Annotated in this window: 13 protein-coding genes; 3 read left to right on the top strand and 10 right to left on the bottom strand. The window is 38.3% G+C overall.

Annotated elements, in window-relative coordinates; genetic code table 11:
- The first annotated feature begins 112 nt into the window (after positions 1 to 112).
- On the top strand, positions 113 to 1,192 hold the full coding sequence (locus tag ACFSUL_RS16095) for a DUF2515 domain-containing protein (protein ID WP_377937730.1): 1,080 nt from the start codon (positions 113 to 115) through the stop codon (positions 1,190 to 1,192).
- The gene (locus ACFSUL_RS16090) at positions 1,119 to 1,580 is read left to right on the top strand and encodes a CBO0543 family protein (RefSeq protein ID WP_377936958.1); all 462 of its coding nucleotides are present in this window, start codon (positions 1,119 to 1,121) and stop codon (positions 1,578 to 1,580) included. Before ACFSUL_RS16095 ends, ACFSUL_RS16090 begins: the two co-directional genes overlap by 74 nt.
- A 2-nt stretch (positions 1,581 to 1,582) precedes the next feature.
- Here the strand turns inward: ACFSUL_RS16090 and ACFSUL_RS16085 are convergent, their stop codons facing one another.
- The gene (locus ACFSUL_RS16085; RefSeq protein WP_377936957.1) at positions 1,583 to 1,861 is read right to left on the bottom strand and encodes a MutS N-terminal domain-containing protein; all 279 of its coding nucleotides are present in this window, start codon (positions 1,859 to 1,861) and stop codon (positions 1,583 to 1,585) included.
- A 321-nt stretch (positions 1,862 to 2,182) separates the two neighbouring features.
- Between ACFSUL_RS16085 and ACFSUL_RS16080 the strand changes: the two genes are divergently transcribed.
- Positions 2,183 to 3,136 carry a C40 family peptidase gene (locus ACFSUL_RS16080; RefSeq protein ID WP_377936956.1) on the top strand — a complete coding sequence of 318 codons (954 nt, stop codon included), beginning with the start codon at positions 2,183 to 2,185 and terminating at the stop codon, positions 3,134 to 3,136.
- A gap of 57 nt (positions 3,137 to 3,193) precedes the next feature.
- Here the strand turns inward: ACFSUL_RS16080 and ACFSUL_RS16075 are convergent, their stop codons facing one another.
- From ACFSUL_RS16075 to ACFSUL_RS16035, 9 genes are all read right to left on the bottom strand, one after another.
- Positions 3,194 to 4,756: a fatty acid--CoA ligase gene (locus tag ACFSUL_RS16075; protein ID WP_377936955.1), complete on the bottom strand. Its 1,563-nt coding sequence runs from the start codon at positions 4,754 to 4,756 to the stop codon at positions 3,194 to 3,196.
- A 79-nt stretch (positions 4,757 to 4,835) separates the two neighbouring features.
- Positions 4,836 to 5,723 (bottom strand): R2-like ligand-binding oxidase, encoded by an 888-nt coding sequence (locus ACFSUL_RS16070; RefSeq protein WP_377936954.1) that lies wholly within the window; start codon positions 5,721 to 5,723, stop codon positions 4,836 to 4,838.
- 377 nt (positions 5,724 to 6,100) lie between these two features.
- On the bottom strand, positions 6,101 to 6,724 hold the full coding sequence (locus ACFSUL_RS16065) for a CAP domain-containing protein (RefSeq protein WP_377936953.1): 624 nt from the start codon (positions 6,722 to 6,724) through the stop codon (positions 6,101 to 6,103).
- Positions 6,725 to 6,737: 13 nt separating this feature from the next.
- Positions 6,738 to 7,676: a LysM peptidoglycan-binding domain-containing protein gene (locus ACFSUL_RS16060; protein ID WP_377936952.1), complete on the bottom strand. Its 939-nt coding sequence runs from the start codon at positions 7,674 to 7,676 to the stop codon at positions 6,738 to 6,740.
- Between the two features lie 328 nt (positions 7,677 to 8,004).
- Positions 8,005 to 8,691 (bottom strand): respiratory nitrate reductase subunit gamma, encoded by a 687-nt coding sequence (gene narI / locus ACFSUL_RS16055; RefSeq protein ID WP_377936951.1) that lies wholly within the window; start codon positions 8,689 to 8,691, stop codon positions 8,005 to 8,007.
- A 90-nt stretch (positions 8,692 to 8,781) separates the two neighbouring features.
- On the bottom strand, positions 8,782 to 9,387 hold the full coding sequence (gene narJ, locus ACFSUL_RS16050) for a nitrate reductase molybdenum cofactor assembly chaperone (protein WP_377936950.1): 606 nt from the start codon (positions 9,385 to 9,387) through the stop codon (positions 8,782 to 8,784).
- The gene (narH, locus tag ACFSUL_RS16045) at positions 9,384 to 10,889 is read right to left on the bottom strand and encodes a nitrate reductase subunit beta (RefSeq protein ID WP_377936949.1); all 1,506 of its coding nucleotides are present in this window, start codon (positions 10,887 to 10,889) and stop codon (positions 9,384 to 9,386) included. The genes narJ and narH overlap by 4 nt, the downstream gene beginning before the upstream one ends.
- Positions 10,879 to 14,562 (bottom strand): nitrate reductase subunit alpha, encoded by a 3,684-nt coding sequence (locus ACFSUL_RS16040; RefSeq protein WP_377936948.1) that lies wholly within the window; start codon positions 14,560 to 14,562, stop codon positions 10,879 to 10,881. Before ACFSUL_RS16040 ends, narH begins: the two co-directional genes overlap by 11 nt.
- A complete protein-coding gene (locus ACFSUL_RS16035) occupies positions 14,543 to 14,839 on the bottom strand; it encodes a hypothetical protein (RefSeq protein ID WP_377936947.1) in 297 nt (98 codons plus the stop codon). The genes ACFSUL_RS16040 and ACFSUL_RS16035 overlap by 20 nt, the downstream gene beginning before the upstream one ends.
- Positions 14,840 to 14,845 lie beyond the last annotated feature (6 nt).

The following is a 14,845-nucleotide window of genomic DNA, read 5'->3' as shown; positions in this document are numbered from 1 at the left end:
TTTATTTAATCTGTAACAAGAGTTGTCTCATGAGGAGGTTATTGTCATCTTGTGCAAGCTCTTGCATCAGAAAAAAAGTTCGCTTCCTGAGTCTCTTGTCAAAATAAAGAAAATGTTAAAAGAAAAAAGCAAAAAAAACTACCCGAAAAAAATCCTTACCCGAGAAGAAAAATTGCTTGTTCAAAAAATAAAAGATACGACGAGTAGATGGAATAAAAATAATGTAACAAGAACGAAAGCATATCTTGATTTTTATCATCGTCATCCTGAAATTCATTGGGCTTTTTTAGGACATATGGTTTCGCGTAATGGTGGATGGAATATGACGGATTTAAAAGGCGGACTACTATCAAGGCTTCTAACAGAGAAGGAACGTGTTTCTTTTTTTACATTTTTAGAACGGGGAAATTGGTTGATTTTCCAAGATGCATTCCCGCAATTTTTGGTCTATGAAGAAAGCTGTAAAAGACGACAAAATTTATTTTATTTGCTGCAACATCTCGGTGTATCAATTTTTATGGAAACACTCTGGTGTCAATTTTGGGAAGATCCTGACTCCTATACTCTTACCGTTGCTTTGATTATAAATGAGCAAAGCTACTTAGAATCTCGAGTGTTAAAAAACTCCGCTTTTAAAAAGGGAGTTTTACACACATTGGAATTTAAATTACAAGATTTTCTTTCTATGAATCACATCCTCTTTCCATACGCGAAGAATGGAAAGATAGAGCTAATTGGGCAAACGTTGCATCACTTTGAGAGCTTACATTCGCGTATTTTGTTAGGAAAACGATTGTATACCGTTCTCTTTGGTAATCGCAATCGATTAAAGATGACGGAGAAGTGGGCAAGCGCAAATCCCCATTCAGGTTCTAGAAAAGATTACTGGCCACATATTTTTAATGATGTCGATGAAGGTGTTCCTGGAAGGATCTTTAAACCTAGAATAAAGTCATGTCAGTTAGTCCCTGGTTCTTCCCGAATTTATAGTCCTAAACTTCAATTCGCGTGGAAAGATAAAAAACAGGAAAGGGCAGAACCGGCTGATTGGTATAACGATTGGAATGTAATTCATTATTTAAATGATACAAAAGAAAAAGTAGATGGAGAGATTGAAAATGACTATTGTAAAACACTTGAAAGACTCGAGCTCGCAGCGATTGCCAAAAAAGCAATCTCCATACTGGATTAAAAATATGGTAAATCTAATTCCTTCCCTTCTTCTTGCATCACTGCTAGGAACCTATCTTGACCTATTTTTTATAGGAAAGGGGCTGTATTCCTTTCCTATAAGGCCAATGTCGTCGATATTCTCAATTAATATTGCTTTTACTCTGATTGGTCTTCCACTAGTAATCGGTGTTTTTCTTTATGTTTGTAATAAAATAAATTTTTTGCAAAAAGTAGGGCTAATTATTATTTTCAGTCTTTTGATGGCTGTTGTTGAGAAACTAGCGGAAGCAGTTGGATTGTTTGTCCATGTTGATGGATGGAAGCATCTTTATTCCTTTTACGGATATATCATTTATTTGTCTGTTATCTATACTTTTTTTCATTGGTCAAAACGGACTTTATTCTAGAGTTAGGTGCCAAAAAAGAGCAACATAAAGCTTGCACTAATACCTGTTGTTAAAAAGAAAAACGCTGCTGCACCACAACCTTTTCGTTCAGCTAAATCTTCTGCATATTCTTTTGAACAATGTTTACATAAAGTATACCCCATTTTGATAGCATCTTCTTCTTTCACTTTTTTTGCCGAAGTTTTCCCCTTTAAAATCCGGGAAGTTGTCGGACAATCATCATCAAAGTAGTGATAGAATTTACCTGTTCTAGTAACATAAACCTCATCACCTGTATGCATATTTTTATCATCCTTTTCATAATATCTTTCTTTTTTTAAAGAGAGAATCAATACGTAGGGTCTCAGATCAAATTTCCTTGAATGCTTGTTTTATTTTTTTATTTTTTGTCCTCTATCATAATGTTTTGTTGAGGACATAAGTGAATAATGTTCTGAATTTCTTAATTGTGCTCTAGTTTTAACGAAAAAGCTGGAAAAATAACGTATGTCACCCATTAATTTGTGGATTCCAGACACACGCTAAACAGGGTATTATTATCTCGTAATACAAAACACACATTTTATACGAGACAAAAACTACCATGAGGAGTGTGTTGTTCATTGAAAAAACAACTTATCACTGTTGTTGCTGCATTAGGAATTGTTACTGCTGGTTTCTCCACTCAAGCAGATGCACATGAACTTAAAGTTAAGGTACAAGCTGGTGATTCTTTATGGAAAATTGCAACGAATAATAATCGCTCCGTTCAAGAATTAATCCAATACAATAGCTTGTCTTCCTCTACTATTTATGTTGGTCAGGAACTATCCTTAATCGCTCCACACTCACATGAAACGGCACCGCAAACATCTACGTATGTGGTGAAGTCAGGTGATAGTCTTTCTTTAATAGCTAAAAAATATAACACAACTGTTTCAGAATTAAAATCTACTAATCAATTAACTTCAGATATCATTAAAATCGGACAAGTTTTAAAGGTTCCTAGTGAAACAACAGGACAACCTGTAACGCCATCAAAGACGTACACTGTTCAGTCAGGCGACTCCCTATGGAAAATTGCGACAACGAACAATTTATCCCTCTCTCAATTAAAGGCATACAACAATTTAACTAGTGATGCAATTTACGTAGGACAATTACTTACCTTAACATCTGAAGGTGTAACTGCCCCTACTCCAGAAGCAAAATCATCTCTTAACGCAGATGCGTTAATTGCAGAAGCAAAAAAACATATCGGTGTTCCATATGTATGGGGTGGTACAACGCCATCAGGATTTGATTGTTCTGGATTTTTACATTATGTTTATAACAAGCAAGGGATAACGATTCCTAGAACGGTTGCAACTATTTGGAATCAAACAACAGCTGTCGCTAATCCACAAAAAGGAGACATCGTCTTCTTTACAACCTATGCTGCTGGTGCTTCACATGCCGGGATCTACATTGGTGATAATAAATTCATTCATGCTGGATCTTCCACAGGTGTAACCATTACAGATATGAACAATTCGTACTGGAAACCTCGCTATTTAGGAGCAAAATCAGTAAAATAAGAAGCACACAAAAAGCTACCCAATAGGACTGGGTAGCTTTTTGTGTGCAAAAATATTCTATTTATTAATCTTCTTAGTAGCCAATGCCTCACGCAATAAAAACTTTTGAATTTTCCCACTGGCATTCCGTGGTAATTCATCAACGAATAGATAACGTCTTGGCCGTTTATATGGTGCTAGCTTCTCAGAGTTCTTACAAAAGTTTTCTAGCCCTTCCACGGATAAATTTGCATCTTTTTTCACGACTACAGCAATAACTTTTTCACCCCAAAGTTCATCCGGTTCTCCGAGAACAGCGACATCTAGAACACCTTCATGCTCATACAGAATATCTTCAACCTCACGAGGGTACACATTTTCACCACCACTAATGATCATATCATCCACACGGTCTGCTACAAATAAATAGCCGTCCTCATCTAAGTATCCGAGGTCACCCGAATGATACCAGCCTTTGTACAGGGATTCTTCGCTTGCATCTTTCCGGTTATAATACCCGACCATCATACAAGGACCTTTTACAATTATTTCTCCAACCTCGCCTGGTGGTAAAATATCATCAGGTTCAGATGGTCCATTTTCATTGGGCTTAACAATTCTAATCTCGTGATTAAAGCAAGCTTTGCCAGCAGATCCTGCTTTTGATAATTGCTCCTCTTTTCCTAAAAACGATATTGCCGGTCCCATCTCCGTCATCCCATAAGCCTGTACGAGTTCAACACCTAATTTCTCCTTACATGCCCTAACTAATGTAGGTGCCATTGGAGCAGCACCATAAAGGCCAAATCGGAATGACGATAAATCATAATGATCTAAATTTTCCTGAAGAAGCATATTCCACATTGTTGGGGCAGCAAAAAGCGTTGTAATCTTCTCTTCTTGAATCGTATTTAAGACGTTTACTGCATCAAAATGATGGATAACTACATTAGATGCACCCGCATGGACACGAGGTAAAAACGAACAATGAAGCTCAGCGCAATGGAACATTGGAGCGGTAACAAGACCAATGTCTGTTGACGTAATATTCATGGCGCCAATACAGATTAAACTTTGCTCTATCATATCACGGTGCCGATGCATGACGCCTTTTGGACGTCCAGTTGTTCCGCTTGTATACATAATCGCATACGTATCGTTTTCTGATACTTCTACCATTGGAGGCGTAGATGGTGATGTTTTGACTCGATCATGAAAATAAACAGCATAGGAAGGTGGGGATTCATCGATGGACCAAAAGGAAATGGAAGAAAATTGTTCATGTATTTTTGTAATGTGAGGCTCTAAAGCTTGTTCGAATAAAACAACCTTTGGTTCTGCATCCTTTAGAATATAAGCGACTTCGTCTGATTTTAACCGAAAATTAATCGGATTTAAAATAGCACCAATCTTCGCAGCAGCAAAATAAACGATTCCTAATTCATAGGAGTTAAATAAAAATGTTGAAACACGATCACCCTTTCTTACACCAGAAGCAATTAATGCATTAGCCAGTTGGTTCACTTCCCCGTTCCACTCATTATATGTTAAGCGTTCGCCTTTCGATCGATCCACGAGCGCTTCCTTATTACCGAATTTTTCAACTGTTTGTTCAAATAACCTACCAATCGTTAAGTACAATGCCCTTCCCCCTTTTCTAAAAAACCTTAAATCCTATGAGTATCTTATGATTTATAAACAGTACTATATAACGTTGCTTTTACACAACTCCATAATCACTTTCTTTTTGCTTGTAGATCTCTTCTATTCTTTTCCCTTTAGATCTTGCAAGTATTTCCATTCGAACGGACAATTGTTTCATCGTAAAGTTCATCGTCGCTTCATAATCACTATCAAAAGCCAATGCATTATCCATTCCCTCTTGATTCAACTGGATAGCAAGTGGCGTTAATTGTTCCATTTTATTCGAAACAATTTCAAAAATATGCGGGTGTTCGCTAATTAAGCGCTGTAATAAAAATGTTCCGTATGCAATATGCCGTGATTCATCTTTTTTCAAATATCCAACTCCTTTTAACAATCCGGGCATAGTACCTGTCTTCTCTAACGATTGATAGAAACTAAAATAACCAGTTTCAGCAAGCACCCCTTCTACGAACATATTATATACCGTTGATGCTTCTGCTAAGGCCTCTGGTGAATGGTCATGCTCAAGGCGCGCCATTGCTGTAGGTAGAACATCGTTAAAAATAGTATTATAGGTTTCTGTATGATAATGCGATAAATCTCCTTTTTCTCCAAGTGCGTTTAAAACCAACCTAAAAAATTCAGTATGCTTTGCTTCTTCAAATAAGAAGGTAGTTAAAAACATTTCTTCTTCAAGGCGTCCTTCTTTTGCAATTACCATCATCAATGGTAAAAGATCTCTAGTCACCGCTTCCTCTCCACCCTGAAATTGTGAAATCAATCTTAATATTTGTTTTTTTTGCTCACTCGTGAATGTTTTCCAATCCTGTACATCTTGCGTAAAATCAAAATCAGTTGGATTCCAAACACCAAACCGCTTTGCTTTTTGAAAAAGTTTAAATGGCAGGGAATCCTCCTGTAAACCTCGACTACTCGTAGTTAAAATTGTTCGTTTTTCCATTCTCTTTACCCTCCACTAACCGTATTAGCCCGCTATCAAGATGAGGAACATCGAATGTAAATGCTTACAACTTATTGTAGGCCAAAGGAATGAGAAAACACAGTACTAAAAATGTAGGGAGGAAATTTGTCGAATAATCACTAAAATACGTTGATAGAAAAATGATGAGGCATTACAGGCTATTTTTACAATTGAAAAATAATTGTTGCACCTTAGGAATTTCAATAGCGAAGTATATTACGTTATCTCACCGTCCGAAACGTTCCAAATTAATACTGTTGATAATTATTTGATTCACGTTGAGAATTGTTTTAAAAATAACAAACCAGGCTCTATTATGTGTAGAGCCTGGTTTAACGCCTTGTCTAAAGTTTTATTTATTTTGCTTTAATGAACATTTGCACCCATGCACTTTGATAAAACCCTACACCGATGGAATCATATTCAGGTTTTAAAATATTTGCTCTATGACCAGGAGAGTTCATCCATGCGTTCATCACTTCTTCTGGCGTCTTTTGCCCTTTAGCAATATTTTCTCCAGCTGATTGATAACTAATTCCAAATGTTTTTAACATGTCAAATGGTGATCCATAGTTTGGACTTGTATGGGAGAAATAGTTAGAATTAATCATATCTTGTGCCTTTTTTTCAGCAACATTTTTTACATCTGCTCGATGAGTCAAAGGGGATAATCCTTGTTTAGCTCTTTCCGCATTGACTAATTTGACAACCTGTTCTTCAAAGCTGCTAGGACTTGAAGCAGATGGTTTTAATCTAATTATTTCTCCAACTTGCATATTCCTTGGTGCTACATTAGGGTTTAATTCCATTAATTTTTTATAATCTAACCCATAACGCTTTGCAATAAACCAAAAGGAATCCCCTTTTGATACCTTGTAGAATTCAAATGGTGGTTCTTTAAACATTTTAATTTGTGCATGAGACGCTATAGGAAAGGTAACAAACAAAGCAAAAACAAATATCATTATTTTTCTTATCATCATAAACCTCCACTTAATAGGTTGTTAACTTGTTTGCACTACGTAAAACCTCCGTAGATATTCCGAACCGTTTCGCAATAACTGATAAACTGTCTCCTGACACAACGGTGTACGAAGTTGTTTTTGTCGGAGAAGTAATATCTGAAGGTGCGACTTCAGCTCCGGAAGTAGGAATCGTTAAGGTTTGCCCAACTCGCAACAAATCGGACGTTAACTTGTTTGCACTACGTAAAGCCTCCGTGGATATTCCGAACCGTTTCGCAATAACTGATAAACTGTCTCCTGACACAACGGTGTAAGACGAAACATTCGTTTTCGTTGCTGGTGGTGTCACTGGCGTGTTTCCCTGTGTTATGTTATCTCCAACTAGTGCTGGAATAATTAATGTTTGTCCAAGGTTTGTTTCATCAGTCGTTAGTTTATTTGCCTCTTTTATAGCATCAACAGTCGTTCCATACTTCTTCGCAAGAACGGTTAAATAATCTCCTGCTACGACTGTATGGATGGCTTTTGGGATTATTAAACGCTGATTTAACTGCAATACATTGGATGAAAGATTATTGGCTTTCTTAATAGTATCAACGGAAGTGTTAAACCTCATAGATAAAATCCAAAGGGTATCACCTGGTGAAACATAGTAATAAATAGAACTTTCTTGTCCTATTGGAGTTGCAGTTGTTTCTGCCGCTTGTGCTGATGATTCCCCTAAGATTAGTGGAATAGATGTCACAACCATCCCACCAAGGATTACTTTCACCATCGTTACCTTAATGTCCGGGTATCGTTTTTGTAAAATTTTCCTTGCTGTTGTTACTATATCTTTCCTTGCACGTGGTACTGTTCCTAATTCGTCTGCAAACTCTGTTAAATAGTCATCTAAGTATAAAATTAAGGTAAATTCATCACTTTGAACATTACTCTTTCTAATCTCATATTTTTGATAAAACTCCATTCCATCATATCTCCTTTACAAAAAGCTTCAGGCTAATTGTAGTTTCCTTCAGGGGAGAGAAATTATTACACTTAGGAATGAGTTACCTTGATAGCCTTCCACCATTTAGTACTAAAGTTTGGCAGTTAGGATAAAGTGAAACGTACCGACCTTTTCATATGCAAACAAAAAAACATATTAATTTGAGTTGTTTTCAAATTAATATGTTTTTTCTATTTGATTATTTACACTTCTACTTACAGTATTGTGAAAATATCTTATTTGAGTATCATCCTACGAAAATAGAGGTGGCGTCCTCCTCTACTCATTCATTATTCTTGACTGCGGACTAGTTTTTATAATTGTCTCGAGCTCGATACTGTTGAGGAGCTCGTGTTGGATAACGTCCAGGAAAGCTAAACATGTGAATGAGTTGGGTAAACGGAATGGACGCAAATAAGATGAATGATAGGATGATATGGATTTGAAAAAGAGTTGGGACTCCTATCATTAACTGGTAGTCGGGTTGGAATGTAAACAAACTACGGAACCATGGTCCAATTGATAAGCGATATTCATAGGCTACAACGGTTGTATTATAAACAAGGGTCATATACGTACCGAGTCCTGCGACAATTAATAATAATACTATCGTGAAATAATCACTAAACGTAGCATGCACTCGAACTCTTGTATTGCTAAGTTTGCGAATTAACATCACAACTAAACCAATCAAAACCATCAATCCTGCCACTCCACCACCAGCTATAGCAAAGATATGATAGGTATGATCAGAAACCCCCATAGCGTCATATACACTTTTTGGAATCAAAACACCCATTATATGGCCACCAAGTGCAAACAAAATACCCCAGTGGAAAAATAAAGACCCAACCTTCAACCACTTTTTCTCGAAAATTTCCGTTGATGGTGCATAAACACTTTGTTTTCGAAAAACAATCCGATAAATGGAAGCTACAATGAGGATTGTACCCGTGATGTATGGAAAGACTACCCACCAAAATAATGATTCCATTTCTGTCCTCCTATGCAAAACGATTTTCAGTACTAGGATACTATCTTTCGAAGAAGGCATGGTGCGGACGAGCATGCCCTCTTCGTTTTCTTACTGATACATGACAGGATACGGCAACGGATCTAAATCCGCTTCTTCCCGTTCATTTTCCAACTTCGCAATTTCTTCTGACCTCGGTGGTTCAAATACAAATGTCATCAATAAATTAACTACTTCATGATACGGATTACTAGTTGGAAGGTGTTGCAATACCCGATGAATTGCATACGATAAGCGCAGCGAAAGGAATGCTACTTCCTTTTCCTCCTCCGGTGCTACCGCTAGAAACTCTAATAACATCGGAATATAATCAACTAACTCTTTACTAGTGGACTCATAGCCAGATTCGTGAATTAATTTCTGTAATTTAATTAAAGCATTCCCGCGCTTGCGGCTATCTCCAAGTTCGTGAGCTGTCAAATAGAGTCCTGTTTTCTCTTTATAATCAAATGTGTCAACATATAGTTCTTGAAGTTCCTGAATAGACATGTCTATAAGTGGTTGTAGCTTCTCTTCAATCTCTTTCAATACTTCTTCTGATGAAATATGTTCTTTTGCAAAGGATTGAATCGCCGGATACTCCTGATGAAAATCCTCATTTGGATAGTCCAACATTTTCGACACCATGATTAGAATTGCTGCTGTATCGTTTGTCACTGCGCATCACTACTTCTTTCATAAGGGTATGTCACCATTCCTTCAGGAGGTGCTAAATTTTCAATACTACATGCCCCTTGTTTATAATGTAAATTTTCATCCATTTCACGTCTCGCTGTTGGAATAACAAAGCGTTCATTGTATTTTGCAACGCCAAGTAAACGATTCATGTCTTCTAACTCTTCCATTGTAGTCCCCGCTTCTTGCAACAGTTTACTTTTCTTCACATCATCAATTCCCCCAACAGTTTTTGAGCGCATATGAACACGCATTGCTGCCATTTTCAATAACACTCTACGAATTACACTCGTGTCATCTGCCGATAAAATTGATGCAAGATATTGCATTGGAATTCTCATTTGGTCAACAGCAGGAATATAGCCATCAACATTTAGCTCATTTTCGTTTGTAATATGATTCATAATTGGACTTAACGGTGGCACATACCATACCATTGGCAATGTTCTATATTCTGGATGAAGCGGCAACGCTATTTTCCACTTTATTGCCATTTTGTAAACCGGTGACTGTTGCGCACTTTCAATCCAACTATTGTTAATACCTTGTTCTTTTGCTTTTTCAATAACCTCAGGATCAAACGGATCTAAAAATACCGAAAGCTGCGATTCATACAGCTCTTTTGGATCTTCAACTGATGCCGCTTCTTTTACTTTATCTGCATCATACAAGACAACCCCGATATACCGAATCCGTCCAACACATGTTTCTGAGCAAACCGTTGGCAATCCTGCTTCTGTTCTTGGATAACAGAAATTGCATTTCTCCGCTTTATGCGTATTCCAATTGTAATAAACTTTGTGATAAGGACACCCATTCATACAAAAGCGCCAGCCACGGCATGCATCTTGATCAACTAAAACAATTCCATCTTCATCGCGTTTATATAGAGCACCTGTCGGACAAGATGCTACACACGATGGATTTAGGCAATGTTCACAAATTCTTGGCAAGTACATCATAAATGTCTTCTCATATTCCATTGAAATATGTTCTTGAAGCTTTTGGACGTTCGGGTCCATCGGAACAACTTCACTTCCACCTGCTAGATCATCATCCCAGTTGGATCCCCATTCTGGTTTATCGATATATTTGCCCGTGATCATTGATTTTGGTCGTGCGACAGGTATGTTTTTTTTCTTTGGACTTTTGTGAAGATGTTGAAAGTCATGTGTCCATGGTTCATAAAATTCATCGATTTTAGCCATATTCGGATTATAAAAAATATTCGCTAGTTTTGAGACAGGTCCTCCAGCTTTTAAATGTAGGTTTCCATTTTTTAATGTCCACCCGCCTTTGTATTTGTCTGTATCTTCCCATTTTTTAGGATACCCTGCCCCTGGTCGAGTTTCGACATTGTTATACCATACGTACTCCATCCCAGGGCGGTTTGTCCATGTGTTTTTACAAGTAACGGAGCAAGTATGGCAACCAATACATTTATCAAGATGCATCACCATTGCAACTTGTGCTTTAATCCTCAAGCCAATCGACCTCCTTTAGTGGTCGGATAATTGTCATCGTGTCTCGCTGACTTCCCGTTGGTCCATAGTAATTGAATCCATAACTTAATTGTGAATACCCACCAATCATATGTGTCGCTTTCGGATAGATTCGAGTAACACTGTTATGGGTTCCTCCACGCTTTTTATTAATGTTATTTCCAGGTACCCCCATGACGCGGTCCTGCGCATGATGCATATAGGCAAGTCCTTTAGGAATGCGGTACGTTGTAACCGCCCTTGCTGCTACTGCTCCGTTTCGGTTGTACACTTCAATCCAATCATTATCTTTAATACCAATGGATGCAGCATCTTTTTCATTTAACCAAACGGTTTGCCATCCACGGAACAACTGTGTCATATGATTCGTATCCGTGAACATCGTATGGATTCCCCACTTTTGATGTGGAGTTAAATAACGAAGCGTGAGCGATTTTCCTGGGTTGTCTACTTCTTTTTCTCCTTTAATAAATGGCCCTTTTGAAATCGGTGGCAAATATAAAGGAAGTCCTTCTCCATAATCCAACATTACTTCATGGTCAATATAAAAGCTTTGTCGACCTGTAAGCGTGTGCCAAGGAATATGATATTCCTTATTGACCGTAAATGGTGAATAGCGACGATTATCATTTTCTAACCCACTCCAAACAGGCGTAGAAATCGTTTGTCGTGGCTGAATTGTTAAGGCATCCAATGTAAAATCTTCTTCTTCCCGCTCTTTAGAAATATGCCCTAACTCTTTCCCAGTTTTCTCCTCCATCGATTTCCAACCTTCAACCGCCCGTTTTCCGTTTGTAGCACCAGACATAAGAAGAATAGCGTTGATCGCTTGCTTGTCACTATATAAACTAGGATAGCCTTTTCCTATTCCTTCCCGCTTCGAAACGCCTAAGCGACTAAGCAAATCTTGATACACTCGTTCTCCTGGGATCTTTACTCCTTTTGTTCCATAACCATTTTTAATATTTGGGCCAACTGTTGTCCACATATCATAAACATTTGGATAATCTCGTTTGACAATATTGAAATTTGGCATCGTTTTACCCGGAATCGCTTCCGTTTCATCTTTTCTCCAATCTTTTACCTTTCCAAATGGTTGTGCAATTTCATTGATTGTGTCATGTGCAAGCGGTGACATCACCAAATCTTCTTGAGCCGGCAAATGTTCTTTGGCAAGCTCTGAAAAGACTTTTGCGATTTCCCGAAAACTATCCCAATCGCTTCTCGTCTCCCATGGAGGAGAAATAGCGGCATTAAACGGATGAATAAATGGGTGAAGATCCGTTGTGCTAATATCTTGCTTTTCATACCAAGTAGCGGCCGGAAGGATAATATCAGAGAAAAGACCAGAACTTGTCATTCGGAAATCCATACTGACAAATAAATCCGTTTTTCCTTCAGGTGCCTTGTCATCAATTTTGACATCCTTTGGCTGCCAAGAATGATCCGTATCGGTCAGAACAGAATCGTCAGAACCAATCAAGTGTTTAACAAAATATTCATGTCCTTTTCCACTATCCCCAAGTAAATTTGAACGCCAGTTAAAAAAGACACGCGGGAAATTTCGTGGATCGTTTGGATTCTCAATCGCCCAATCCAATGATCCGTCAGCCAATTTATTTCCAATATGCTCCACAAGTGCTTCATCATTGTCTGGATGATGGTCCCTCGCTTCTTTCATGACATCCAATGAATTTTGCGACATTTGTGGAAAACTGGGCAACCAGCCTAAACGTGCTGACATCGCGTTAAAATCAGCTGGATGCATTTGATTGTATGTACTCCCCCATTCATTCTGTTCATCGTTGGCTTGATATTCATAACGATATTGTTCCGTTGCGAAGTAAAAGAATGATGTGCCATTCATAAATCTCGGAGCTTTTACCCAATCATTCGCAAAGGCAATTTGAGAAAATCCTTCTAATGGACGCACCTTTTCTTGTCCCACATAGTGAGCCCAACCGCCACCATTCACACCTTGAGAACCCGTTAATAATACGAGGTTGAGGATAGCGCGATAAATTTGGTCACTATGGAACCAATGGTTTGTTCCACCTCCCATGGCAATCATTGATTTTCCGTTTGTACGAGCAGCATTATCAGCAAATTCTCGTGCAACTTGAATCACATGATTTTTGTTAACACCTGTAATACTTTCTTGCCATGCAGGTGTGTACGGTTTATTTGGATCATTATAGTCACTTGGATAATGGCCACCAAGTCCACGGTCAATCCCTGTATGCGCAAGCATCAAATCATAAACAGTTGTAACCACTATTTCATTGCCATTTTGATCCCTCATACGTTTAATTGGAACGCCACGTTCAACCTTCCCGCCTTCTTTTTCCGCAAAATAAGGAAAGTCTACCATCGCAATTTCATCGGCATCACGGAGAAAGCTAAGTCTAGGGTTAATTTGCTCACCATTTTCATTTTTCATATCCAAATTCCACTTATTCCCGTTATCCCAACGGAATCCCTGACTTCCATTCGGAGTCGCTAGTTTACTCGTATTGTCATCCCAAACGACGGTCTTCCATTCACCCAGTTCATGATTTTTAGAAACATCAGACGCTCTTAAAAACCGGTCAGAACGATAACTTCCATTCTTTTTATCTAACATAACGAGATAAGGCAAATCCGTATATTGTTTTGCATAATCGATAAAATATGGTGTTTCTTTGTCAACATAAAATTCTTTTAAAATTACATGCGTCATCGCCATCGCAAGTGCCCCGTCCGTTCCTGCCTTTGCAGGTAGCCAAATATCAGCAAACTTTTCATATTCTGCATAATCTGGACTAACCCCGACGACTTTAGTTCCGTTATAACGAGATTCCACCATAAAATGAGCATCAGGTGTTCTTGTTTGCGGAATGTTTGTGCCCCAGATAATAAAATACTTTGTGTTGTACCAGTCACCACTTTCCGGTACATCTGTCTGATCTCCCCAAACCTGTGGAGAAGCTGGAGGGAGGTCTGCATACCAGTCATAAAAACTAAGGATGGTTCCTCCAATTAAGGACAAAAACCTTGTTCCACCTGAATAACTAACCATCGACATCGCCGGTATTGGACTGAAACCAACAACGCGGTCAGGTCCATACTTTTTTATCGTATAAATAGTAGAAGCAGCGATCATTTGACAAACATCTTTCCAATTCCCACGAACAAACCCGCCTTTTCCACGTGCTTTCACGTATTGTGCACGCTTTTGTGGGTCCGTTACGATGTTTCCCCATGCCTTCACTGGGTCATCAGCCTTTTCCAATTCCTTCTTCCATAATTCGTAAAGATCACCGCGAACATAAGGATGCTTTACACGAGTTGGGCTATATGTATACCATGAAAAGCTCGCACCACGTGGACACCCTCTTGGTTCATAATCTGGAAAATTGTCACCTGTTGAAGGGTAATCAGTTTGCTGTGTTTCATAGGCAATAATCCCGTCTTTTACATGAATTCTCCAACTACAGGACCCCGTACAGTTGACACCATGTGTCGAACGAACAATTTTATCGTATTGCCACCGTCTGCGATAAAGATCTTCTGATTCACGAGGACGTGGACTTTCTTCTGTCCAACCATCATTGATGCGTGCACCACGTTTTAAGTGTTTCAGTGCTTGTACGAAATTATTTTTCTTTTTCTCCATTTGTGCCTTCCTTTCCATTCAGGAGTTCTTTCATTGGATTAAAGTCTTCTCCTACTAATCGAAAAGAATCTTCACCCGCTTGCATTTCATCTAGAAAGACATTCCAACTACTCGCATTTGCTGCCGCTAAAATAAGTCGTTGTAGCGTGTTCATATCACTAATTTCATAAATTTGTTCAATCATTTCACCCGGAATATCTCCGAATCTCATTCGTAATACAGCAATTAAATCTTCTCGATCATTAACTAATTGTGCATCAGATTCAATTGGCAACATTAGCAT

The sequence above is a fragment of the Bacillus seohaeanensis genome, assembly GCF_042684945.1.
GTDB classification, from domain to species: Bacteria; Bacillota; Bacilli; order Bacillales; family Bacillaceae_B; genus Rossellomorea; species Rossellomorea seohaeanensis.
The sequence above is the reverse complement of the archived record's forward strand: the minus strand, read 5'-3'. Positions and strand labels throughout refer to the sequence as shown.

Excerpts from the sequence above, each read along its gene's own strand:
- ACFSUL_RS16095 (WP_377937730.1), top strand. The coding sequence starts at position 113 with ATGTTAAAAGAAAAAAGCAAAAAAAACTACCCGAAAAAAATCCTTACC.
- ACFSUL_RS16090 (WP_377936958.1), top strand. The coding sequence starts at position 1,119 with ATGACTATTGTAAAACACTTGAAAGACTCGAGCTCGCAGCGATTGCCA.
- ACFSUL_RS16085 (WP_377936957.1), bottom strand. The coding sequence starts at position 1,861 with ATGCATACAGGTGATGAGGTTTATGTTACTAGAACAGGTAAATTCTAT.
- ACFSUL_RS16070 (WP_377936954.1), bottom strand. The coding sequence starts at position 5,723 with ATGGAAAAACGAACAATTTTAACTACGAGTAGTCGAGGTTTACAGGAG.
- ACFSUL_RS16065 (WP_377936953.1), bottom strand. The coding sequence starts at position 6,724 with ATGATAAGAAAAATAATGATATTTGTTTTTGCTTTGTTTGTTACCTTT.
- ACFSUL_RS16060 (WP_377936952.1), bottom strand. The coding sequence starts at position 7,676 with ATGGAGTTTTATCAAAAATATGAGATTAGAAAGAGTAATGTTCAAAGT.
- narI (WP_377936951.1), bottom strand. The coding sequence starts at position 8,691 with ATGGAATCATTATTTTGGTGGGTAGTCTTTCCATACATCACGGGTACA.
- ACFSUL_RS16040 (WP_377936948.1), bottom strand. The coding sequence starts at position 14,562 with ATGGAGAAAAAGAAAAATAATTTCGTACAAGCACTGAAACACTTAAAA.
- ACFSUL_RS16035 (WP_377936947.1), bottom strand. The coding sequence starts at position 14,839 with ATGTTGCCAATTGAATCTGATGCACAATTAGTTAATGATCGAGAAGAT.